General features: G+C 71.5%; 17 protein-coding genes. 5 read left to right on the top strand and 12 right to left on the bottom strand.

Going from position 1 to position 23020, the window contains the following annotated elements; genetic code table 11:
• Positions 1-2: 2 nt before the first annotated feature.
• From narI to ABT304_RS17550, 11 genes are all read right to left on the bottom strand, one after another.
• On the bottom strand, positions 3-749 hold the full coding sequence (narI, locus tag ABT304_RS17600; protein ID WP_350717061.1) for a respiratory nitrate reductase subunit gamma: 747 nt from the start codon (positions 747-749) through the stop codon (positions 3-5).
• Positions 749-1417: a nitrate reductase molybdenum cofactor assembly chaperone gene (gene narJ, locus ABT304_RS17595; protein ID WP_350717060.1), complete on the bottom strand. Its 669-nt coding sequence runs from the start codon at positions 1415-1417 to the stop codon at positions 749-751. Before narJ ends, narI begins: the two co-directional genes overlap by 1 nt.
• The gene (gene narH / locus ABT304_RS17590; protein ID WP_350717058.1) at positions 1414-3078 is read right to left on the bottom strand and encodes a nitrate reductase subunit beta; all 1665 of its coding nucleotides are present in this window, start codon (positions 3076-3078) and stop codon (positions 1414-1416) included. Before narH ends, narJ begins: the two co-directional genes overlap by 4 nt.
• A gap of 22 nt (positions 3079-3100) precedes the next feature.
• Entirely contained in the window at positions 3101-6724 is a 3624-nt protein-coding gene (locus tag ABT304_RS17585) for a nitrate reductase subunit alpha (RefSeq protein WP_350717056.1), read from the bottom strand.
• A gap of 285 nt (positions 6725-7009) precedes the next feature.
• The gene (locus ABT304_RS17580) at positions 7010-8209 is read right to left on the bottom strand and encodes an NAD(P)/FAD-dependent oxidoreductase (RefSeq protein WP_350717055.1); all 1200 of its coding nucleotides are present in this window, start codon (positions 8207-8209) and stop codon (positions 7010-7012) included.
• Positions 8210-8211: 2 nt separating this feature from the next.
• Positions 8212-8406 (bottom strand): ferredoxin, encoded by a 195-nt coding sequence (locus ABT304_RS17575; protein WP_350717053.1) that lies wholly within the window; start codon positions 8404-8406, stop codon positions 8212-8214.
• Complete coding sequence (locus tag ABT304_RS17570) at positions 8403-9827, bottom strand: fatty acid desaturase (RefSeq protein WP_350717051.1); 1425 nt, start codon at positions 9825-9827, stop codon at positions 8403-8405. The genes ABT304_RS17575 and ABT304_RS17570 overlap by 4 nt, the downstream gene beginning before the upstream one ends.
• Before the next feature lie 106 nt (positions 9828-9933).
• Positions 9934-11130, bottom strand: coding sequence for a helix-turn-helix domain-containing protein (locus tag ABT304_RS17565; RefSeq protein WP_350717050.1), 1197 nt, complete (start codon positions 11128-11130; stop codon positions 9934-9936).
• An 81-nt stretch (positions 11131-11211) separates the two neighbouring features.
• Entirely contained in the window at positions 11212-12135 is a 924-nt protein-coding gene (locus ABT304_RS17560) for a universal stress protein (RefSeq protein WP_350717048.1), read from the bottom strand.
• Positions 12132-12341, bottom strand: coding sequence for a hypothetical protein (locus ABT304_RS17555; RefSeq protein WP_350717047.1), 210 nt, complete (start codon positions 12339-12341; stop codon positions 12132-12134). Before ABT304_RS17555 ends, ABT304_RS17560 begins: the two co-directional genes overlap by 4 nt.
• A 7-nt stretch (positions 12342-12348) precedes the next feature.
• The gene (locus ABT304_RS17550; protein WP_350717045.1) at positions 12349-12969 is read right to left on the bottom strand and encodes a CBS domain-containing protein; all 621 of its coding nucleotides are present in this window, start codon (positions 12967-12969) and stop codon (positions 12349-12351) included.
• A gap of 232 nt (positions 12970-13201) precedes the next feature.
• On the opposite strand from ABT304_RS17550, the gene ABT304_RS17545 reads away from it, so the two are divergent.
• Genes ABT304_RS17545 through ABT304_RS17525 form a run of 5 tightly spaced genes read left to right on the top strand, consistent with a single transcriptional unit; the run spans position 13202 to position 20340 of the window.
• Positions 13202-14695, top strand: coding sequence for an APC family permease (locus ABT304_RS17545; protein WP_350717043.1), 1494 nt, complete (start codon positions 13202-13204; stop codon positions 14693-14695).
• Positions 14692-15918: an arginine deiminase gene (locus ABT304_RS17540; RefSeq protein WP_350717042.1), complete on the top strand. Its 1227-nt coding sequence runs from the start codon at positions 14692-14694 to the stop codon at positions 15916-15918. The genes ABT304_RS17545 and ABT304_RS17540 overlap by 4 nt, the downstream gene beginning before the upstream one ends.
• Positions 15915-16958 carry an ornithine carbamoyltransferase gene (gene argF, locus ABT304_RS17535; RefSeq protein WP_350717040.1) on the top strand — a complete coding sequence of 348 codons (1044 nt, stop codon included), beginning with the start codon at positions 15915-15917 and terminating at the stop codon, positions 16956-16958. The genes ABT304_RS17540 and argF overlap by 4 nt, the downstream gene beginning before the upstream one ends.
• Positions 16955-17863, top strand: a complete 909-nt coding sequence (locus tag ABT304_RS17530; protein WP_350717038.1) for a carbamate kinase — start codon at positions 16955-16957, stop codon at positions 17861-17863. Before argF ends, ABT304_RS17530 begins: the two co-directional genes overlap by 4 nt.
• Positions 17860-20340, top strand: a complete 2481-nt coding sequence (locus ABT304_RS17525) for a cation-translocating P-type ATPase (protein ID WP_350717036.1) — start codon at positions 17860-17862, stop codon at positions 20338-20340. Before ABT304_RS17530 ends, ABT304_RS17525 begins: the two co-directional genes overlap by 4 nt.
• On the opposite strand, the gene ABT304_RS17520 is transcribed toward ABT304_RS17525, so the two are convergent.
• A complete protein-coding gene (locus ABT304_RS17520; protein WP_350717035.1) occupies positions 20303-22927 on the bottom strand; it encodes a cation-translocating P-type ATPase in 2625 nt (874 codons plus the stop codon). The two genes, ABT304_RS17525 and ABT304_RS17520, sit on opposite strands and share 38 nt — an antisense overlap.
• Between the last annotated feature and the right edge of the window lie 93 nt (positions 22928-23020).

The following is a 23020-nucleotide window of genomic DNA, read 5'->3' as shown; positions in this document are numbered from 1 at the left end:
CCTCAACGGTGCCGGTCGGAGGTGCCGACCGGTGACCAGCCGGGCCGGTCGGGACGGCTGCGTGGGGTGGGTGCCTCATCGCGGCTGCGGTAGACGATGTAGGGCCGGAACAGGTAGTGCAGCGGCGCGGTGAACGCGTGCACCAGCCGGGTGAACGGCCACATGGTGAAGAGCAGGAGCCCCACCAGCACATGGACGTGGAACTGCACCGGCGCGGCCGCCATCGCTGCCACGTCGGGCTGCAGGATGAACAGCGAGCGGAACCACACCGACACCGTCTCGCGGTAGTCGTGGGCGTCGTGCCCCGCTCCGATGCTCACCAGCGTGGTCCACAGCCCGAGCACGATCGCGGCCACCAGCACGACGTACATCACCTTGTCGTTGGCGGTGGTGGCCATGAAGACCGGACCCGTCGTACGCCGCCGGTAGACGAGCAGCAGGATGCCGGCGAGCGTGCAGACCCCCGCGATCGCTCCCCAGAGCAGCGCGTTGACGTGGTAGACGCCCTCGGATATCCCGACCGCCTCGGTCCACGACTTCGGGATCAGCAGGCCCGCGACGTGTCCGACGATGACGACCAGGATGCCGAAGTGGAACAGCGGCGACCCGATCCGCAGCAGCCGCGACTCGTAGAGCTGGGACGAGCGGGTCGTCCAGCCGAACCGGTCATAGCGGTAGCGCCAGATCGTCCCCGCGACCAGGATCGCGACGGAGAGATAAGGGAGTACGCCCCACAACGCGGTATCCACTAGCGGGCCCCCATCATCGTGGCTGGGCTCGTTCCCGGGCTCGTTCCTGGGCTCGTCGGGAAGGGCAGATCGATGCCGACCGACTCCCGCGGAGGCTCGGCCCGGGCCATGGCCAGAGCCTCACGGCGGTCCTTCGCCGACGGCCCCGGAAGGGTCGCGCACACCGCGGCGAGCACATCGGCGTACGCCGAGCCGCGCTCGGTCAGGGAGAGCCGGATGAGCTCCAGCGCCGAGCGGTTCTCGATCATGAGCTCCCGCCCGCCGGCCGGATCGGCGAGCGCGGCGTACTCCAGCACCATCGGCAGATGGTCGGGCAGCTCGCCACCGGTGTCGACGAGCCAGTCGCCCTTGGCCGACCCCTCTCGCAGCCGGGCCTTGAACGCGGCCAGCGACTCACCGCGACGCCGGGTGTCGCCGTCGCGCCAGTAGGAGAGGTGCAGGGTCTGGTGGCGGCGCAGGTCGAAGAGCTCGACGTAGACGTGCTGCAGCGCATGCGGGTCCTGTTTCGCGAGGGTGTCGACGAAGCCGCGCAGCAGCCGCACCGGCTCCGAGGAGGGCTGCTCGGCGAGGGCGCTGCGCAGCAGCGGGAGCTTCGCGATCAGCTCCTCGTCGGGGTAGCCCAGGCACCAGGCGGCGACCTGGTGCACCACCCGCCAGTCGCGTCTCATGCCTCCTCCTTCGTCGGCGGGAACAGGCCGTCAGGACGACCGTGGCCGTCCCAGTTGAGGAGGTTGACGCGGCCGCGGAGGGTGTCGTCGGAGGTGGGGGTGTCGGAGGTCTGGCGCTGTTGCAGCGCGTGGAAGGTCTCCACGGAGACCGGGGTCAGCGGGCCGGAGGCTTCGCCGAGCGGCCCCGAGTCGTACATCCCCGGGCCGTCGTCGTAGTCGAGCGAGCAGGCCATCTCCTCCAGCTCGTGGGCGCGCTCGGCGTGCGCGGTCGGGATCACGTAGCGCTCGGCGTACTTGGCGATACCGAGGAGGCGGTACATCTCATAGACCTCCTCCTCGCTCATGCCCACCGATGCAGGGATCGACTCGTCCGGCTCGCGACCGAGGGTGACCTCGCGCATGTACGCCCGCATCGCCGCGAGCCTGCGGAGCACGCCGGTCACCACGTCGGTGTCGCCGGCCGTGAACAGCTCGGCCAGATACTCCACGGGGATCCGCAGCGCTTCGATCGCGCCGAAGAGGGTGCCGGCGGCCTCGGCGTCATGGCCCTGCTCACGCAGCAGGTCGACGACGGGGGAGAGCGGCGGGACGTACCAGACCATCGGCATCGTCCGGTACTCCGGGTGCAGCGGTAGCGCGACCTGATAGTCCTTGATCAGCCGGTAGGTCGGGGAGCGGCGTGCCGCGTCGAGCCAGTCCTCCGGTATCCCCTGCTCCCGAGCGGCCCTCAGCACCGACGGGTCGTGGGGGTCGAGGATCACGTCGAGCTGGGCGGCGTAGAGCTCCTGCTCGTCCTCGGTCGAAGCGGCCGCGGTGACGGCGTCGGCGTCATAGAGGACCAGGCCCAGGTAGCGCAGCCGGCCGACGCAGGTCTCGGAGCAGACGGTCGGCAGCCCGACCTCGATCCGTGGGTAGCACATCGTGCACTTCTCGGCCTTGCCGGACTTGTGGTTGAAGTAGATCTTCTTGTACGGGCAGCCGGTGATGCACTGGCGCCAGCCGCGGCAGCGATCCTGGTCGACGAGCACGATGCCGTCCTCGGCGCGCTTGTAGATCGCCCCCGACGGGCAGGAGGCCATGCATGAGGGGTTGAGGCAGTGCTCGCAGATCCGGGGCAGGTAGAACATGAAGGTCTGCTCGAGCTCGGCCTTGACCTGCGCGTTCGATTCGGCCCGGAGCTTGGCGACGATCGGGTCCTTCTCGAGGTGCTCCGCGGATCCACCGAGGTTGTCGTCCCAGTTGGCCGACCAGGTGATCTTGGTGTCCTCGCCGGTGATCAAGGACTTCGGCCGGGCGACCGGGAAGTCGTCGCCGAGCGGCGCGTCGATCAAGGTCGCGTAGTCGTAGGTCCACGGCTCGTAGTAGTCGCCCAGCACGGGCTGCACGGGTGAGGAGAAGATGGTGAGCAGCTTCTTGATCCGGCCGCCGGCCTTGAGCTCGAGGCGGCCGCGGCGGGTGAGGGTCCACCCGCCGCGCCAGCGATCTTGGTCCTCGTAGCGGCGCGGGTAGCCCTGACCGGGCCGGGTCTCGACGTTGTTGAACCAGACGTACTCGGTGCCGGCGCGGTTGGTCCAGGCCTGCTTGCAGGTCACCGAGCAGGTGTGGCAGCCGATGCACTTGTCGAGGTTCATCACCATCGTCATCTGGGCCATCGGTCTCATCGGGTCGCTCCGCTCCGGGGCATCAGTAGGTCACTTCCTGCGATCGTTTGCGGATGGTCGAGACCAGGTCGCGCTGGTTGCCGGTCGGACCGAGGTAGTTGAACGTGTAGGAGAGGTGGGCGTAGCCGCCGATCAGATGGGTCGGCTTGACGAGCAGCCGGGTCACGGAGTTGTGGATGCCGCCACGTCTCCCGGTCGCCTCCGAGAGGGGTACGTCGATGGTGCGCTCCTGGGCGTGGTGGACGTAGACGACCCCCTCGGGCATCCGGTGGGAGACGATCGCGCGCCCGACCAGCACGCCGTTGGCGTTGGTGGCCTCCACCCAGTCGTTGTCGCGGACGTCGATGGCGTCGGCGTCCTGCGGAGACATCCACACCGTCGGGCCGCCGCGGGAGAGGGAGAGCATCAGCAGGTTGTCCTGGTACTCGGAATGGATCGACCACTTCGAGTGCGGCGTCAGATACCTCACCGTCACCTGCGCGGACCCGTCCGCGCCGAGCCGGGGCTCGCCGAAGAGACGGTGCATGTCGAGCGGCGGGCGGTAGATCGGCAGCCCCTCGCCGAGGTCGGTGATCCAGTCGTGGTCGAGATAGAAGTGCATCCGGCCGGTCAGGGTGTGGAATGGCTTGAGCCGCTCGATGTTGACCGTGAACGGTGCGTACCGGCGCCCGCCGGTCTCCGAGCCCGACCACTCCGGGCTGGTGATCACGGGCACCGGGGCCGACTGCGTCATCGCGAAGGTGATCCGCTTCTCCTCCGAGCCCTCGGCCAGGTCGGCGAGCGGCTTGCCGACGCGGGTCTCCTGATCGCGGAAGCCCTGCACCGCGAGCTCACCGTTGGTGGTGCCGGACAGCAGCAGGATCGCCTCGGCCATCCGCTCGTCGGTATCGATCGCCGGTCGCCCGGCCGCCGGCCCGCTCGGCATCACGCCGTGCTGTCGAGCCAGCCGTCGGGTCTGCTCGGCCACCCGATAGGTCACGTTCTTCACCGTGAAGCCGAGCGTGTCGGCCAGCGGCCCGACGCTGGCCAGCTTGTCGGCGATGGCGGTGTAGTCACGCTCCACCACCTGGAACAGGGGCGTGGTGGCGTACGGGTCGAGCGGGGTCTCGCCCGGGGTGTCGTGCTGCAACGGCACGCTGACCAGGTCCTTCCGGACCCCGAGATGCGTCTTCGCGAGGTCGGAGAGCTTCCGGGCCAGGCCGTGGAAGAGCTCGAAGTCGGTACGCGCCTCCCAGGGCGGGTCGATCGCCGGGGAGAAGGCGTGCACGAAGGGGTGCATGTCGGTCGAGGAGAGATCGTGCTTCTCGTACCAGGTGGCCGCCGGGAAGACGACGTCCGAGAGCAGCGTCGTCGACGTCATCCGGAAGTCGGCGCTGACCAGCAGGTCCAGCTTCCCCTCCGGCGCCTCCTCGTGCCACGCGATCGTCTCCGGTCGCGGCGTCTCGGGCGACTCGGTGCCGAGCACGTTGTGGTGCGTGCCGAGCAGCGTACGCAGGAAGTACTCGTTGCCCTTCGCGGAGGATCCGAGCAGGTTCGATCGCCAGAGCATGAGTGTGCGCGGCCACGCGGTGGGCGCGTCGATGTCGTCGATCGCGGCTCGGAGGTCGCCCGAGGCCAGGGCGGCGTTGACGTGGGCCGGGATCTCCTCGGGCGAGGAGACCGCTGCGGCCACCTCGTCGGCGACATCGAGCGAGTTGCGGTCGAACTGCGGGTAGAACGGCATCCAGCCGCGCTTGGCAGACTGGGCGATCACGTCGGCGGTGTGCCCGCGAAGATGACCCTTGGCAAGGGGCGTGGCGAGGGAGTCGGCCGAGTAGCCGTCGGTGCGCCACTGGCCGGTGTGCATGTACCAGAACGAGGTGCCGGTCATCGTGCGCGGCGGTCGCGACCAGTCCAGCCCGTTGGCCAAAGAGATCCAGCCGGTGATCGGCCGGCACTTCTCCTGGCCGACGTAGTGCGCCCAGCCGCCGCCGTTGCGGCCCATCGCGCCGGTCAGGATCAGCAGCGCCAGGATCGACCGGTAGGTCGTGTCGCCATGGAACCACTGGCAGATCCCGGCGCCCATGATGATCATCGACCTGCCCTGCGACTGCGCCGAGTTGGTGGCCAGCTCGCGGGCGATGCGCGCGCACTTCTCGGCCGGCACCGAGGTGACCTCCTCGGCCCACGCCGGTGTGTAGGGCACGCTCGCGTCGTCGTAGCCGCTCGGCCACTCGCCCGGCAGCCCCGCCCTGGCCACGCCGTACTGGGCGAGCATGAGGTCGAAGACCGTGGTGACCAGGTGGTCGCCGACCCGGCGGGCAGGGACGCCGCGGCGCAGCACCTCGCCGGAGCCGTCGGGCTGCGTGAAGGCTGGCAGGAGCACCTCGACCGGCTCGTCGCCGATCATGGTGAGCCGCGGGGTGATGCCGTCGAGATCGAGGTTCCATCTGCCCACACCGGAGTCGGCGTAGCGGAACCCCATCGATCCGTTCGGCACGACCGGCTCGCCGGTGGTGTCCATCACCACCGTCTTCCATCTCGCCTCGGGTGCCTGGTCGCCGAGGTCGGTCGCGGTGAGGAACCGGCCCGGGACGTACGCCCCGTCGTGCTCCTCCAGACGCACCAGGTGCGGCAGGTCGGTGTAGGTCCGCACGTACGACTCGAAGAACGGGGTGGTCCCGTCGACGAAGAACTCCTTCAGGATGACGTGGCCCATCGCCATCGCGAGCGCCCCGTCGGTGCCCGCGTGCGGGCGGAGCCACTCGTCGGCGAACTTGGTGTTGTCGGCGTAGTCGGGGCTGACCGAGACCACCTTGGTGCCGCGGTAGCGCACCTCGGCCATCCAGTGAGCGTCGGGCGTGCGGGTCACGGGGACGTTGGAGCCCCACATCATCAGGTACGTCGCGTCCCACCAGTCACCGGACTCGGGCACGTCGGTCTGGTCCCCGAACACCTGCGGGCTGGCCACGGGAAGGTCGGCGTACCAGTCGTAGAAGCTCGTCATCACCCCGCCGATCAGCTGGGTGTAACGCGTGCCGACGCAGTGGGAGACCATCGACATCGCCGGGATCGGGGAGAAGCCGATGTTGCGGTCGGGCCCGTGGGCCTTGATCGTGTGCACCTGCGCGGCGGCGACCATCTCGGTCGCCTCCTCCCAGCCGACCCGCACGAAGCCGCCCTTGCCGCGGGCGCGCTGGTAGCTGCGTCGCTTCTCCGGGTCGGCCTGGATCGAGGCCCAGGCGTCGACCGGGTCCTTCCCCTCGGCCCGCGCCTGGCGGTAGAGGTCGACCAGCACGCCGCGGGCGTAGGGGTAGCGCACTCGCGTGGGGGAGTAGGTGTACCAGGAGAACGCGGCGCCCCGGGGGCAGCCGCGGGGCTCGTACTCAGGCCGGTCCGGGCCGACGCTCGGATAGTCGGTCTCCTGGGTCTCCCAGGTGATGATGCCGTCCTTGACGTACACCTTCCACGAGCACGAGCCCGTGCAGTTGACTCCGTGGGTGGACCTGACCACCTTGTCGTGGCTCCACCGGTCCCGGTAGAACACATCGCCCTGTCGGCCGCCGCGACGGAAGACGGCCCGCCCGTCCTCGCTCTCCTCCCATCGGGTGAAGAACCGTCCTGCCTTGAGCAGGGCCTGCGACGCCGTACCCGCGATGTCGGTCACCTCTTTACCCTGCGACCGTCGGCATCGTCAGGACAAGGACTTTCGGCCCGAAATCGGTCCTTTTCGGTTGAGGCGTTCTCGTGACGGTGTCGCCGAACATCGACTCGTACGCGACTGCTGCTGGCATCTGGCTCACGTCCTTCCACCGGCCGCGCCCTCCGCCTCTGCCAGTGGCACCACCCTCCATTCGTACGCCTGCGCGCCGGCAGTGGCCCACGTCCCTCACCGGAGGACCTTGGTCCGATGCCGTCGGCAGCCGGAGGACGCTCGCCTGTGCTGCTCGACCTACTCCCGAGCGGGCGCGATGCCTCCGGCCAACGCGATGTGAGGCGCGATCCGGGAGGGAGCCGCGGCGGTCAGGGCACGACGGAGCCGGGCGATCGGCCCTGGGCTGTCGATGCCGACCGCGCCCACCTCGATGCCGTCTCGCCGATACACGATGAACCCGGGCTCGCGCTCCTCCTCGTCGGCGGCCGTCGTCTCCCCGACGACCTGGATCCGGCGACCGTGCCAGGCCGACCAGGCGAACGGGACCGAGGCGAAGAGCTCGCCGGCTCCGGCGGCGTTCGCGCCGGCCACCCGACCCTGCTCGCCCGCAGCGGTCCAGTGCTCGCTGCGCTCGCCCTCGACGCACGCCACGTCACCCGCGGCCCAGACCTCGGGTGCGCTGGTGGCGAGGCTGCGGTCGCAGAGAACCCCGCCTGAGCGTGGATCCAGGGCGACGTTGCTGCCGGCGAGCCACGCCGTCGCCGGGCGGGCGCCGATCCCCAGGACCACGGCGTCGGCCGTCAAGGTCTCGCCGCTGCTCAGCTCGACCTCGTCGACACCACGCTCGGAGGTGCGTACGCCGGAGACGGTCGTCCTGGTCAGCAGCCTGACGCCGGCGTCGGCATGCAGCCCCATCAGCCGCGCGGCCGCGAGCGGCCCGACCGCACGCTCCAGCGGACGGCCGCTCGCCTCGACGACGGTGACCTCGATGCCGCGGGCGCGGGCGGCCGAGGCGATCTCCGAGCCGATGAACCCGGCCCCGAGGATCACGACCCGGCGCGAGCGGGCCAGGGAGGCGCGAACGGCGAGCGCGTCGTCGTAGCGACGCAGCACGTGTACGCCGGGGAGTCCGGTCAGCCCCGGCAGGGTCGTCGCCGCGCTGCCGGTGGCGATCACGAGCGCGTCGTAGCCGAGCTCTCCGGCGCTGGTGGTCACCGTCCGGCCCTCGGTGTCGAGGCCGTGGACCCGGACCCCGGACAGATGGCGCACCCGCAGCTCCTCGATGACCTCGCCCGACCGCAGCGCGGGCACGTCGGGCAGCTCCTCGGCGGCGAGCACCGCCTTCGACAGCGGCGGCCGGTCGTAGGGCAGGTGCGGCTCGTCGCCGACGATCGTGATCGGTCCGGACCAGCCGGCTCCGCGCGCTCCCTCGGCCGCGCGGAGCCCGGCCAGGCCGGCACCGACGATCAGGAGATGACGGTCAGGGGGAGTGGACATGGTCACCCCTTGAAGCGGAGCGCGGAGACCGGGCAGGAGTCGATGGCGGCCCGGACGTACCCACGGTCGGACTCGGGCACGTCGGAGGTGAGGACCTCGACCAGGCCGTCGTCGCCGACCTGGAAGTAGTCGTCGGCCTGGGTCTCGCACATCCCGATGCCCTCGCAGATCGCCTTGTCCGCTTCGATGGCGCTCATCGCGCTGCCTCCTTCAGGTCGTGGTCCTTCAGCGGGATGAAGTCGACCTTCTCGCGTACGCCGCAGTCCGGGCAGCACCAGTCGTCGGGGATGTCGCGCCAGGCGGTGCCGGCCGCGAAGCCCTCGAGCTCGTTGCCGACCGCGACCTCGTAGACGTAGCCGCAGCCGGGGCAGCGGCCGGCGGCGACCTCGTCGTCGAAGCTCTGTCGGGTGATGTCGCCGAGCTCCTCGACCGTCGCCTCGGTGGTCGGCGGCGGGAAGGTGGCGAGCAGCTTGTCGAGCCGGCCGGGGCGTACGTTGGCGAGGCGTACGTCGCCGTCGAAGTGCGCGACCACGCGCTTGTCCATCACCCGGCGCCACAGCGGTGGGACGAGGGCCAGCACGATCATCCCGGCGTAGCCGGTCGGCAGGGCCGGGGACTCCCGGTAGTCGCGCAGGGTCTGGTAGCGCCGGGTCGGGTTGGCGTGGTGGTCGCTGTGCCGCTGCAGGTGGTAGAGCAGCACGTTGGTCGCGATGTTGTTGGAGTTCCACGAGTGCATCGGCAGCACCCGCTCGTAGCGCCCCGACGTGGTCTTCTGCCGCAGCATCCCGTAGTGCTCCAGGTAGTTCACGATCTCCAGCAGGGAGAAGCCGATGACAGCCTGGAGGACGAGGTAGGGCAGGATCCCGACGCCCAGCCACAGCGTCATCGCGGTCCACAGGGCCACGCTCATCAGCCAGGCGTTGAGGACGTCGTTGCCGAGGTGGAACGGGTGGGTGCCCTTGCGGCGGTAGCGCTTGGCCTCCAGGCCCCAGGCGCTCCGGAGCGACCCGGACACGGTGCGGAACCAGAACGCGTACAGGTTCTCGCCCATCCGGGAGGAGGCCGGGTCCTCGGGGGTCGCGACGCGGACGTGGTGGCCGCGGTTGTGCTCGATGTAGAAGTGGCCGTAGAAGCTCTGCGCGAGGGCGATCTTCGACAGCCAGCGCTCGTGGCTCTCTCGCTTGTGGCCGAGCTCGTGGGCGGTGTTGATGCCGATGCCGCCGATGAAGCCGATGGTGAGGGCCAGGCCGATCTTGTGCGCCAGCGGCCACTCCTGGGTCGCGATCAGGTACATCGCGAAGGCGAACCCGGCGTACTGGATCGGCAGGAACGCGAAGGTGATGTAGCGGTAGTAGCGGTCCTCCTCGAGCTCCTCGATGATGTCGTCGGGCGGGTTGGAGCGGTCCAGGCCGGCCGCGAAGTCGATGGCCGGCACCACCAGGAGCACCACGATCGGCCCCGTCCACAGGAAGACGCCCCAGCCGGTCAGCGCGTAGCCGCCCACGGCGATGAAGGCGAAGGACGGGACCACGAGCCCGAGGAGCCACAGGTAGCGCTTCCGGTCCCGCCACGTCGTCGTGGAGCCCCGGTCGACGGTGCCGCTGGCGTCGAGTGTCATCTGCTGCCTCCTGTGAGGTCGGTTACGTCTCCTGTCAGAATGGACGTACGCAGCAGGGAAGTCTCTGGCCGATCAGGCCGAATCGCTCACGGATTACTGTGAATATTCACAGTCGTCGCCGCAGGAAGGCGTCGTGGTAGTCGAGCGCCAGGAGCAGGTCGCCGGCCCGCTCGCGCGGCGGGCGGCCGAGCAGCCGCTCGGCCTGGGCGAGCCGGTAGCGGATGGTGTTCTTGTGGATGCCGAGCCGCTCGGCGAGCCGGTCCGCGGTGTCGGCCGAGGTGAGCACCTCGCGCACGGTCTCGCGCAGGCGCTCGTGGGAGGGGTCGGCCAGTCCGCGCAGCGTGGTGCGCGTGAACCGTTCGGCGGCGGCCGGGTCGTGGGAGACCAGGACCAGGGCGGCCACGTCGTCGTAGACCGTCACCGCCTGCTGCCGACCGGGCGCCAGCGCGACCCGCTGGGCCGCGAGGGCGTCCCGGTGCGCCGCGACGAAGCCGTCGAGACCCCCTCCGCCGACACCGACGGTCACCCGCACGGAGCCGGCGTCGATGCCGGTCCGGTCGAGGGTGTCGGGCCGTTCCCCCTGGGCGATCCAGGCCCACACCTCTCGGCCGCCGGGCCGCACCAGGACCGACCGGGGGTGGCCCGGCTGGCGGGCGATCAGGCCGATCGCGGGCTCGAGCTGCTCGATGGCGTCGGCGGTGAGCGCATGCGCGACCAGCGCGACGTGCCCGGGGATGTTGACGGGGTGGCCGTCGAGGGCGGCGGACAGCTCGGCGGGCGAGACGCTGCGGTCGCCGAGTGCCTGGGAGACCATCTCGAAGCGGCGAGCGTCGCCACGCTGACGGATCCGGTCGGTCTCGGTCTGGTGGAGCAGCACCGACTGCTCGACCGAGGAGCCGAACCATGCGGTCGCCTTCGTCCAGAACCAGACCAGCAGGCCCGCGCGGTCGAGGTCGCTCGGAGCCTCCTCGACGATCTGCACCGCGAAGTCCCAGCTCGCCTCCTGGGCGCGCTGGTAGATCTTGAGCAGCAGCGGAAGACCGAGATGGCGGCGCGCGATCTCGAGCGCCACCGTGCGCGCGGTCGGGACCAGCTCGAACGGTCCAGCCGGCAGGGTGAGACGGTCCAGGAAGGCGTACCAGTGCTCTTCGACGGCCTTCAGGAGGAGGGGCCTGAGGTCGGCCAGGTCGATCTCGCCGTCGGCCAGGATCGCATCCGCGGTCGACGCTGCCCAGCGGGCGACCTCCTCGGGCCGGCGCTGCTCGGCGGCGAACGACGTCACCCAGGCATCGAGCTCGGTCATCGCGTTCACCTCTCCTGCCCTGGGCGTCGGATGCCAGGGCAGTGTACAAATCCGGGATCCGAGGCGAGCCGCGCCGGGCGGTCAGGAGGGCATCGGCAGCACGTCGACGGGACAGTCCGCCTCACGAAGCAGGGCCCGGGTCACGCCACCCAGGTGCGGGAACGCGTTGAGGTGCGAGGCTCGCCCGACGACTATCAGCCGGGCGGTCTCGCTGGCCGCGACCAGCGCATCCGCGGGCCCTTCCGCGAGCACCCGGCCCTCGAGTCGCGTCGGCGGCGTCTCTTCATCGTGCGCACGGGCGCGCTGGACCAGCTCTGCCACGTACGTCTCCTCGCGCGTGGTCCATTCCCGGGTCATGGTGTGGTCGGCCAGCTCGGCATGGAGGGCCATCAGGTCGAGGCCGTGGAGGACCGTGACCGCCTCGTCCATCCGGCCCGCCTCGTCCAGGGCGTAGTCCAGCACGTCGTCGTCGGTCTTGTCGTGGCCGACGCCGGCAACCACCCCGGTACGTCCCTCCGCCGACCAGCCTTCGGGAACCACGGTGACGGGGCAGTGGGCGTGACCGGCCACGTGTGCGGAGACGGATCCGGTGAAGACCCGGCGGGTACGGGAGATCCGCCGGCGCTGGAGGACGACCCGGTGCGCGTTCTCGGACTCCTTGATCAGCACGTGTGCGGCGTGGCCGCGCAACAGCTCGCCGGAGACCTCGACCGCCTCGCCGACGACCTCGCGGGCGCGGGAGACGGCCTCGTGGAGCCGCTGCTCGGCGAGCCGGCCGACGGCCGAGTCGTCGATGATCATCGACTGCGGCTGCATCGCACCGGGGAGACCCAGGATCGGATCTCCGAAGACGACGTTGGCCTGGAACACGTAGACCAGGCGCAGCGGGCGGCCACAGCTCACGGCCAGGTGGCCCGCCTGCTCGATCAGTGCGGCCTCCGTCGACGGGTCGAGGATGCCGACGAGGACGGGCGCGGTGGCACCGGGCGTGGCGGGCGTGCTCATGCCATCACGCACACGTGGTCGCCGGGGTAGGCGTGAAGTCCCTGGTGCATGCCCGGGTTGTGCGCGCCGTCGAAGCCGACGGCCTGGGTGCACTGGACGACGTGGTGCCCGAAGTCGCGCTCGGCCGCGACCGCGGACGTGGCCGATGCGGGGACGAGGGCGAGGGCGGCGACGGCCGTCAGCGCGGGGATCAGGATTCGCTTCATGATGAGATCACTCCTCGGAGATCGGTGAGAGTTCTGGCTGGTTGATGCGTACGCGGGTGACACCGGCGACCGTCGCTGCGGCCGCCTCGGCCAGGGCCCGGTCCTTCGGTGTCGTCGGTCCGGTCATCACGACGCTGCCGTTGGCGACGACGACGAGCCAGTCGGGGTGCCCGAGCTCGCTGACGAGCGCCGACAGCTCCTTCTCCACCGCCTCGTCGTCCCGCGCCAGGGCGCGAGCCACGTCGCTGCGGCTGACGACGCCGACCAGGAGGTCGTCGTCATCGAGGACCGGCAGGCTCTTCAGCGACCGCTCGGCCATGGTGTCGACGACGACGGACACCTCGGCGTTCTCGCGCACCGCGACGGTCACCGGGCTCATCACGTCCTCGACGTGTGCCGGCGGCTGATCGGGCTCCGCGGCGGGTGGGAGCACGTGCGCTCGGGGATCGGGCAGGACCCGATCACGGATCAGGTCGATCTCGGCCACGACTCCGCAGACCCGGCCTGCGGACGTCACCACCGGCATCGCGGTGATGTGATGGTCACGGAGCTGCGCGAGCGCCACCTTGACGGGGGTGCGCCGGCGTACCGTGACGGGGGACGTGGTCATGATCTCTCGGACGAGCATGATCATCACCTCTGGGAGTGCTCGTAAGTCATGACACGAGCCTGACTCGGGCAGCGGCGTCGAGCATGAGCGCAAGGTCCCGGACCGGTCAGACCTTCGGCCCGGCGGAGGACGTTGGTCATCCACGCCCATGGACGAACGTCTGTCGGATCGGACCCGGCGGCACTCCTGAGGGACTGCGCGAACACGGTGTGCTGGAGCGGTCCCAGTCCCGAGATCGAAGGAGAGGGCCATGTCCCTTCTCGACCGCACCCGGTTCCACCGCGAACCGGGCACCCCCGCATCCGGCACGACGCCCCCACCCCGACCGGCCCGCCATCGGGCTGAGGACGAGACCGCCCCGGCCGGGCAGCTCCGGCTACCCCAGGCGACGGCGCTGGTGATGGGCTCCATCATCGGCGTCGGTGTGTTCAGCCTGCCCTACGCCGTCGCGTCCTACGGCCCGATCAGCCTGGTGGCCATGGCGGTCGCGACCGTGGGAGCGGTCGCGCTCGGGCTCATGTTCGCCGTGCTCTCCCGCCGGATGCCGGCCGGCGGCGGTCCGTACGCCTATGCGCGAGCCGCCTTCGGCAACGGCTGGGGCTTCAGCCAGGCATGGCTCTACTGGATCACCGCCTGGGCGGGCAACGCCGCCATCGCGGTCGGCTGGGTCTTCTACGTGGAGACCTTCGTCAACAAGGGCGGCGCGACCGGCTGGTCCATCGTGATCGCCCTCGCCGGGCTGTGGATCCCGGCGGCGATCAACCTGACCGGCGTACGCTCGATGGGTGTCTTCCAGGTGTGGACGACGGTGCTGAAGTTCATTCCGCTGGCGCTGATGGCGACCGCCGGGCTGTTCTTCATCGAGGCCGGGAACTTCACCCCCTGGAACACCAGCGGTGAGACCAGCATCTCCGCGATCGGCGGGGCGATGGCGATCTGCCTGTTCAGCTACCTCGGCCTCGAGACCGCATCGGTCGCCGCCGCGCAGGTGCGCGACCCCGGGCGCAACGTCCCGCGGGCGACGGTGCTCGGGACGGTCGGCAGCGCGGTGGTCTACCTGCTCTCGATGATCGCCGTCTTCGGCATCCTGCCGGCGACGGCACTGGCGCAGGACGCCAACCAGGCCTCGTACTCGGCGGCCGCGAACCAGGTCTTCGGCGGCAACGTCGCGGGAGACATCGTGGCCGCGGCGGTCATCATCTCCGGGATCGGCGCCCTCAACGGGTGGACGATGATCTGCGCCGAGATGCCGCTCGCGGCGGCCAAGGAGGGCCTGTTCCCGCGGGTCTTCGGCCGGGTCTCCGGCCGCGGCGTGCCGGCGTTCGGCATCGTCGCCTCCGCGGCGCTGGCCTCGGTCGCCGTGGTCGTGAGCTATCTGGGCGCCGACGGCGCGACCGTGTTCACCACGCTGGTGCTGATGACGGGCATCACGGCGGCGATCCCGTACGCCTTCTCCGCCCTGGCCCAGATCAAGTGGCGGTGGCAGGACCACCGCCGTGGACCCACCCCGCACTTCGTCCTCGACCTGGCGGTCGCCGTGGTCGCCCTGGCCATGTCGGTCGCGTTCGTCTACTACTCCCGCAACACCGGCAGCACCTGGTACGTGGTGTGGGGCCCGTTCCTGATGACCGGCGTCGCCGCGATCCTCGGGGTGCCCGTCTACCTCTCCCAGCGGCGTAGGTTCCAGACGGTCTCGGCCTCCTCGGACGGCGCCACGGGCACGACGGACGGGGCGGACGCATGAGCTTCCATGTCGACTCCGAGGTCGGCCGCCTGCGGCAGGCGATCGTCCACCGGCCCGGCCTCGAGCTCGGGCGGCTGACGCCGAGCAACATCGAGCGGCTGCTCTTTGACGACGTGCTGTGGGCCGAGCGAGCCCGGTCCGAGCACGACGGGTTCGTCGCGGCGCTCGAGGACCACGGGGTGGTGGTCCACCACTTCGCGGACCTGCTGACCGAGGCCCTCGACCAGCCGGGCGCCCGGGAGGTTCTCCAGGAGGAGCTCTCCACCGCGCACCGGTTCGGTCCCGCGCTCGATCAGCCGCTCGACGATCTCGTCGCGACGACCCCGGCGGCCGAGCTGTCCACCTATCTGATCGGCGGCGTGCTCAAGTCCGACGTCGCCGACCGGGTGCAGGCCGGGAGCCTGCTGATGGCGTACCTGCGTGACGACGACTTCCTGCTGGCCCCGCTGCCGAATCACCTCTTCCAGCGCGACAACGTGGCCTGGGTGTACGACGCCGTCTCGCTCAACCCGATGGCGAAGCCGGCCCGGCGCCGCGAGACGATCAACTCGAAGGTCGTCTACGACTTCCATCCGATGTTCCGCGGCCGCGCCGACTATCTCTACGGCCACGACGGCCTCGATTACGGCGGCGCGACCCTGGAGGGCGGCGACGTCACCGTCATCGGCAACCGCGCCGTGATGGTCGGGATGGGGGAGCGGTCCACGCCCCAGGGCGTGGAGAACCTGGCCCGCGCACTCTTCCGGCGCGGCACGGTCGACACCGTGATCGTCGTGGAGCTGCCCCGGGAACGGGCGTTCATGCACCTCGACACCGCGATGACGATGATCGACGTCGATGCCTTCTCGGTCTATCCCTACCTCCCCGACGAGCTGCGCTCCTACTCGTTGCACCGCGTGGGTGGGGGCGGCGAGTTCAAGCTCGAGGAGAACGAGGCGCTGTTCCCAGCGGTCGCCGACGTGCTCGGCCTGGACCGGGTGCGGGTGCTGCGGGCGCCCATCGACCGGCTCGGCGCCGAGCGCGAGCAGTGGGACGACGGCAACAACTTCCTCGCCGTCGCTCCCGGGGTCATCGTCGGCTACGAGCGGAACACGACCACGAACGCCTACCTGAGCGACCAGGGCATCGAGGTGGTGCCGATCGTCGGAGAAGAGCTGGGGCGCGGCCGCGGCGGCCCCCGGTGCATGACCTGCCCGATCGAGCGCGAGGCGGTGACGTCATGACATTGCTCGCCTCGGATGCGACCATCGGGTCGCTGGCCGGCCGCGACTTCCTCAAGGAGGTCGACCTGACCGTCGAGGAGTGGCGCTCCCTGGTGGCGCTGGCCGCCGAGCTCAAGATGGAGCGGCGACTGCCCGGCAGGACCCGGCGACTGGCGGGGCGGTCGATCGCCCTGCTCTTCGAGAAGGCCTCGACCCGCACCAGGTGCGCCTTCGAGGTCGCCGCGCACGACGAGGGAGCGCAGGTGACCTACCTCGACCCGGCGAGCTCCCACCTCGGTCACAAGGAGTCCGTCGCGGACACCGCGCGGGTGCTCAGCCGGATGTACGACGGCATCGAGTACCGCGGCTCCGACCACGCCACGGTGGAGGCCCTCGCGGCGTACGCCGACGTCCCGGTGTGGAACGGACTGACCGACGCGTGGCACCCGACCCAGTCGCTGTGCGACGTGCTCACCATGCTGGAGCACTCGACCAAGGAGGCGGAGCAGATCGCGGTCGCGTACGTCGGCGACGCCCGCAACAACGTCGCCCGGTCGCTTCTCGTCGCCGGTGCCCTGATGGGCATGGACGTCCGGCTGGTCTCACCGGCCGCGCTCGCCCCCGGCCAGGATGCGGTGCGCCAGGCCGAGCTGGTCGCGGCGAGCACGGGGGCGCGGCTGACGATCACCGCCGATCGCCGCCGCGGGCTCGCCGGCGCCGACTTCGTCTACACCGACGTGTGGGTGTCGATGGGCGAGCCGCCCGAGCGGTGGGACGAGCGGATCGAGCAGCTCGCGCCGTACGCCGTCGACGACGCGCTGCTCGAGCTCACCGGGAACCCGGAGGTCCGGTTCCTGCACTGCCTGCCGGCGCTGCACGGCACCGACACCGAGCTCGGCCGTCAGCTGGCGAGCCGGACGGGGCGTACCTCGTTCGAGGTCACGCCGGACGTCTTCGAGTCGGAGCGCTCGATCGTCTTCGACCAGGCGGAGAACCGGCTGCACACCATCAAGGCCGTGCTCGTCGCGACGCTGGCGAGCCGCGGAGAGGGGATCAGATGAGGATCGTCGTCGCCATCGGGGGCAACGCACTTCTGCGGCGTGGGGAGCGGCCGGACGCCGCGCCCCAGCGCCGGCACGTGGCCGCGGCAGCGGCGGCGCTGGCCGGGGTCGTCCGCGAGCACGAGGTCGTGGTGGTCCACGGCAACGGCCCGCAGGTCGGTCTGCTCGCCTTGGAGAGCGGCGCAGATCCGAGTCTGTCCGAGCCGTACCCGCTCTCCGACCTGGTCGCGGAGTCCCAGGGACTCATCGGGCTCTGGCTCCAGCAGGCCCTCCTCGACGAGGGGATCGGCGACGTGGTCACGCTGGTCAGCCAGACGGTGGTGGACCCGGACGACCCGGCGTTCCAGGCGCCGACCAAGTTCATCGGCCAGGTCTACGACGAGGCGACGGCCGCCGGGCTCGCCGACAGGTACGGCTGGACGGTCCGGGCGGACGGGGACGGCTGGCGACGAGTCGTCGCCTCCCCGGTTCCCCGCGCCATCGTCGAGCTGCCCGTCGCCGAGCGGCTCCTCGCCGCCGGCGTGACCGTCGTGCTCGCCGGAGGCGGGGGAGTGCCGGTCGTCGACGGCGACGTCGGCTACGACAGCGTCGACGCCGTGGTCGACAAGGACCGGGCGGCCGCCCTCGCCGCGGAGGCGCTCGGGGCCGACCTGCTCCTCGTCCTCACCGACGTCGAGGGGGTGATCCGCGACTTCGGCGGACCCGCCGAGAAGGTGCTGCGGGAGGTGAGCGTCGCCGAGCTGTCCGCGATGCAGTTCCCCGCGGGGTCGATGGGCCCGAAGGTCGACGCCGTCTGCGCCTTCACCCGGCGGACGGGCCGGCGCTCGGCGATCGGCTCGCTCGAGGAGATCAACGGCGTGCTCGCCGGCACCTCGGGCACCCAGGTGCGGAGCCGAGCCCGGTGACGTCGAACCCGCACCTCGAGTCCGGCGGGCTCAGCGCCGCGGAGGCGGCGCGCCTGCTGGCGGTCGAGGGCCCGAACGCGGTGCCCGCGCCCGCGCCGACCACCTTGGCCGCGAGAGTGCTGCGGCAGCTGCGTGACCCGATGATCCTGCTGCTCGGCGTCGCCTTCGTGGTGGTGATCGTCCTGGGCGACGTCCCGGACGCGGCGATCATCGCGGTCGTGGTGCTCGTCAACACCGCCATCGGGGTCGTCCAGGAACGGCGTGCCGAGCACGCGATGGCGGCCCTGGACCGGATGGCCGCGCCACGGGCCCGGGTGCTCCGCGACGGCCTGGTGAGCGACATCGAGGCCGCCGCGCTGGTGCACGGTGACGTCGTACGCCTCGAGGCGGGTGACGTGGTCCCGGCCGACCTGGTCGCGGAGGAGGCGGTGGGCCTCGAGGTCGACGAGTCGTCGATGACCGGCGAGTCCGTGCCGGTCGGTCGTACGGTCGGCGACGAGCTGCTCTCCGGGACCGTGGTCACCAAGGGACGCGGGTGGGGTGTCGTGGTGCGTACCGGCCCGGACAGCGGTCTGGGCCGGATCGCGGCCCTCATCGCCACCACCCATGTCGGGCCCACGCCGCTCCAGGCCCGGCTGCGGCGGCTCTCCCGTCAGCTCGTCGCGGTCACCGGCGCCATCGCGGTGCTCGTCCTGGCGCTCTCCGTCCTGCGCGGCGTCTCCTTCGGGGAGGCGCTCATCCTGTCGGTCAGCCTGGCGGTCGCGGCGATCCCCGAGTCGCTGCCCGCCGTGGTGTCGGTGGCACTCGCCCTGGGTGCTCACCGGATGGCGAAGCAGTCGGCGATCGTGCGCTGGCTGCCGGCGGTCGAGACCCTCGGGTCGGTGACCGTGCTCGCCTCCGACAAGACCGGCACCCTCACCGAAGGGCGCATGAGCGTGCAGCGGATCTGGACGCCGGACACCGTCGAGGAGGCGGAGCTGCTCCGCGACGTCGTGCTGTGCAACGACGCCCGGCTCACCGGGGACGCGGCCGAGCGGACCTCGATCGGTGAGCCGATGGAGGCCGCGCTGCTGCTCGCCGCGGCCGACCGCGGGGTCGAGCCGGCGGAGCTGCGCCGGCGGTGGACCCGCATCGACGAGGTCCCCTTCGAGAGCGAGCACCGGCACATGGTGACCGTCGACCGCAACCAGGACGGTACGTCGCTGGAGGTCGTCAAAGGCGCCCCCGAGGTCCTCATGAGCATGCTCCCCGACGACGCCGAGCGGCTCGGCGCGGCGGCCGTCGCCGAGGAGCTGGCCGGCGCGGGCTTCCGGGTGCTGGCCGTGGCGCACCGGACCTGGCGACCGCCCCAGGAGCGGCCGGGGGACCTCGAGCTCGCCGGCCTCGTCGGTGTCGCCGACCCGCCGCGGGCCGATGCCGCGGCCGTCGTGGCCGACTGCCGGGAGGCCGGGATCCGGACCGTCCTGATCACCGGCGACCACTCCGCGACCGCCGGCGCGATCGCTCGTGAGGTCGGCATCCTTCCGGGGCCCGAGGGCGAGGTGACGGACGGTGTGGTCATGGACGGTGCCGCCGTGGACCGTGGCGAGCACGTCGGCGTGGTGGATCGGGTCCAGGTCTACGCGCGGACCCGGCCGGAGCAGAAGGTCGACATCGTCGACGCGCTCAAGTCCCGGGGGCACATCGTGGCGATGACCGGAGACGGCGTCAACGACGGCCCCGCGCTGCGTCGTGCGGACATCGGGGTGGCGATGGGGATGCGCGGCACCGAGGTCGCTCGCCAGGCCGCGGACGTGGTCCTGGCCGACGACAACCTGCGCACCCTCGTCACGGCCGTCGGTGAGGGCCGGCGGGTGTACGCCAACATCCGCACCTTCCTGCGCTACGGCCTCTCCGGTGGGCTGGCCGAGGTGCTCGTCATCCTCCTCGGTCCCTTCCTCGGCCTGCCCTTCCCGCTGAGCGCCGGGCAGATCCTGTGGATCAACATGCTCACCCACGGTGTTCCCGGTGTGGCCTTCGGCGGCGAGCCGCTCGACCGACGCGACATGCGCCGGCCCTCGCCGTCGCCGGAGCGTTCGGTGCTCGGTGGCGGGCTGGCCCGTCAGATCCTGACCTCGGGCCTGCTGATCGCCGCCGTGAGCCTCGTCGCCGGGCTGTTGGCCCAACGCGAGGGATGGCACGTCCAGTCGGCGGTGTTCCTCACCCTCGGGGCGGCCCAGCTCGGCCTGGCTCTTTCGCTGCGTGCCTCCGGGGGCCGCCGTACCCTGCGCGGTCGAGGCCTGGAGGTCGCCGTGGCGATCGCGCTGTTCCTGCAGCTGGCCGCCCTGTGGTTCAGTCCGCTCCGGGCACTGCTGGGGACATCGGTCCTGGAGCCGCAGGCCCAGCTGATCCTGCTCGCGCTGGCGTGCGTGCCGGGCCTTGCGATCGCCGGCGGACGGCTCATCGGTCGTCTGGGCCGGCGTCTGCGGCCAGCCTGACCGACCTGCGCCGGGCGGCGCGCCTGGCCTTGTGCAGCCGGTCGCCGATCAGCAGGGCGACACCGGCACCGACCGCCCACAGCCACCCGGACCCCGAGGGCCAGCTGCCGCCGAGCATGTCGGAGAGCCACGGCAGTCCGAGGAAGCCCGCGAGCAGGACCAGCTCCACCGCCACGGCGGCGAGGACCAGTGGGTTGCGACGGGGGTCGACGCGCCAGGCGGCGCGAGTCTCGCTGCGGCAGGCGAAGGCGTTGGCGACCTGGCCGACGGCGATCGCCGCGAACGCCGTCCCGGACGCCTGGGCGAGCAGGGCGGCACCGGGCGTCTCGCCCAGCCTCCAGCCGCCGCTGGTCAGCACCCAGACGAAGGCCGCCATGGAGACGGTGGCCTCGATCGGTCCGAGCACCAGGAACGCGCGCCGGAGCACCGATCCGCTGGCCACCCGCTCCCGCGTCCGGGGCCCGTCCATGGTGCGCTTGCTGGGCGGCTCGGCCCCGAGCGCGAGAGCTGGAAGCATGTCGGTGCCGATGTCCAGCGCGAGGATCTGGAGCACTCCGAGCGCGGCCGGCACCGAGCCGCCGGAGAGCGCCCAGACCGCGAACGGGGCGAGCTCGGCCACGTTGTCGGTCAGGTGGAAGGTCAGGAACCGGCGGATGTTGGCGTACGTCGCCCGGCCGAGCTCGATCGCCTTGACGATGGTGGCGAAGTGGTCGTCGAGCAGCACCAGGTCGGCCGCGTCGCGGGCCACGTCGCTGCCGCTGAGACCCATGGCGACGCCGACGTCGGCACCGCGCAGCGCGGCGGCGTCGTTGACCCCGTCGCCGGTCATCGCGACCACGTGGCCGTGCAGCCGGAGCGCGTTCGCGATCCTGAGCTTGTCGGCCGGGGTGACCCGGGCGACCACCGCGCCCCGGGGATCGTCGAGCAGGTCGGCGAGGGCGGTGTCGTCGGCCGGCAGCCTGTCGCCCTCGATGACGACACCACCTGCGCGGAGCAGCCCGACCTCGGTGGCGATCGCCGCGGCCGTACGGGCGTTGTCGCCGGTCATCATGGCCACCCGGATGCCAGCGGTGCGGCACGACTCCAAGGCCTCGCGTACGCCGTCGCGCGGCGGATCCTCGATCGCCAGCAGCGCGAGCAGCTCCAGGGAGTCGTCGAGGAGGCCGGCTAGCTCGTCGGGGGTGGTGGGCGACCGGTGGGCGCGGGACCTCGCCACCGCGACCACACGCCGGCCCTCGTCCGCGTAGGCGTCCAGGACCGACGTGGCCGAGGCACCTGGGGCGCCGCACGCGGGCAGGATCCTCTCCGGAGCGCCGAGGAAGTAGCTGTGCTCGCCGACCACCGCGGCGCTGAAGCGTCGCTCGGTGACGAACGGGACCCGCAGCTCGGGGTCGGTGCCGCCGTCGCCGAGCCGGGCGGCCAGGACGTCGAGGGCGACCTCCATCGGGTCGCCGGAAGGGTGCCAGAGCCCGTCTTGGAGAACGGCGCGCCCGGTGACGCAGGCCCGGGCGGCCGCGGCGGCCTCGGCAGCCGTGGCGATCGCCTCCTCCGAGCCGCTCACGGTGCCGGTCGGCTCATAGCCGACCCCCTGGGGGACGGCTCGTCCGGCCGGTGTCCAGACCTCCACCACCGTCATCTCGTTGCGGGTGAGCGTGCCGGTCTTGTCGGTGCAGATGAACGTGGTCGACCCGAGCGTCTCGACGGCCTCCAGGTGACGTACGAGCGCCTTGCTCTCCGCCATCCGCTGGGCGCCGCGGGCCAGCGACAGCGTCACCGTCGGCAGCAGCCCCTCGGGAACGAGCGCGACGCTGACGCCGACGGCGAACAGCAGGGCGCCGGTGGCGGTCCCGCCGAGCAGCAGCGAGACCACTCCCAGCACGACGCCCACCGTCAGTGCTACGGCGGCGATGATCCTGACCAGCCGGTCGAGCTCGCGGTTCAACGGGCTCGGCGGCCGGTGGGCGCTGGAGATGAGGCCGGCGACCGAGGCGACCTCGGTCCGGGCGCCGGTGGCGGTGACCAGGGCCCGTCCGCTGCCCTGGACGAGGAACGTGGCAGCACGCACGACGGCGCCAACGGGCTTGTGCACGGGCACGCTCTCGCCGGTGAGCATCGACTCGTCGGCCGTGACCTCTTCGCTGCGCAGCAGGGTGCCGTCGGCGGGCACCCGGTCGCCGGCCTCGAGGAGGACGACGTCCCCCGGCACCACCTCGGCGGCCGAGACCTCCTGGGTACGGCCGTCCCGAACCACCCGGGTGCTCGCCGGCATCAACGACCCCAGCTTCTGTGCCGCGCGGTCGGCCCGATGCTCCTGGGCATAGGCGAAGAGGCCGTTGAGCACCACGATGACTGCGATGGCCAGGGCCAGCGCCGGCATGCCCGCGAGCAGGGCGAGCGCCGCGGCGCCCCACAGCAGCACGGCGAAGAAGTGGGTGAGCTGCGCGACCAGCAGTCGCCACCAGGGGCGGCGCGGTGGACGGGGCAGCTCGTTCGGCCCGCACCGGGCCAGAAGAGCGGCGGCGTCGGCGGAGGTCAGACCACCCGGCTCATCCTCCAGGACGGCGCTCCGGGCCTGTCGAGCGGTCAAGGGTCCCCTCCTCCGTGGGACCTCGTTCGAGCCCCTCCGCCCGACTCTCGCCGACGCGCGGACCGGGGCGCAGGTCCATTGGTCCTTGGGAGC

Source organism: Nocardioides sp. NPDC000445, assembly GCF_040300245.1.
Lineage (GTDB): Bacteria > Actinomycetota > Actinomycetes > Propionibacteriales > Nocardioidaceae > Nocardioides.
The sequence above is the reverse complement of the archived record's forward strand: the minus strand, read 5'-3'. Positions and strand labels throughout refer to the sequence as shown.

Excerpts from the sequence above, each read along its gene's own strand:
- narJ (WP_350717060.1), bottom strand. The coding sequence starts at position 1,417 with ATGAGACGCGACTGGCGGGTGGTGCACCAGGTCGCCGCCTGGTGCCTG.
- narH (WP_350717058.1), bottom strand. The coding sequence starts at position 3,078 with ATGAGACCGATGGCCCAGATGACGATGGTGATGAACCTCGACAAGTGC.
- ABT304_RS17580 (WP_350717055.1), bottom strand. The coding sequence starts at position 8,209 with ATGTCCACTCCCCCTGACCGTCATCTCCTGATCGTCGGTGCCGGCCTG.
- ABT304_RS17575 (WP_350717053.1), bottom strand. The coding sequence starts at position 8,406 with ATGAGCGCCATCGAAGCGGACAAGGCGATCTGCGAGGGCATCGGGATG.
- ABT304_RS17570 (WP_350717051.1), bottom strand. The coding sequence starts at position 9,827 with ATGACACTCGACGCCAGCGGCACCGTCGACCGGGGCTCCACGACGACG.
- ABT304_RS17565 (WP_350717050.1), bottom strand. The coding sequence starts at position 11,130 with ATGACCGAGCTCGATGCCTGGGTGACGTCGTTCGCCGCCGAGCAGCGC.
- ABT304_RS17560 (WP_350717048.1), bottom strand. The coding sequence starts at position 12,135 with ATGAGCACGCCCGCCACGCCCGGTGCCACCGCGCCCGTCCTCGTCGGC.
- ABT304_RS17555 (WP_350717047.1), bottom strand. The coding sequence starts at position 12,341 with ATGAAGCGAATCCTGATCCCCGCGCTGACGGCCGTCGCCGCCCTCGCC.
- ABT304_RS17550 (WP_350717045.1), bottom strand. The coding sequence starts at position 12,969 with ATGCTCGTCCGAGAGATCATGACCACGTCCCCCGTCACGGTACGCCGG.
- ABT304_RS17545 (WP_350717043.1), top strand. The coding sequence starts at position 13,202 with ATGTCCCTTCTCGACCGCACCCGGTTCCACCGCGAACCGGGCACCCCC.
- ABT304_RS17540 (WP_350717042.1), top strand. The coding sequence starts at position 14,692 with ATGAGCTTCCATGTCGACTCCGAGGTCGGCCGCCTGCGGCAGGCGATC.
- argF (WP_350717040.1), top strand. The coding sequence starts at position 15,915 with ATGACATTGCTCGCCTCGGATGCGACCATCGGGTCGCTGGCCGGCCGC.
- ABT304_RS17530 (WP_350717038.1), top strand. The coding sequence starts at position 16,955 with ATGAGGATCGTCGTCGCCATCGGGGGCAACGCACTTCTGCGGCGTGGG.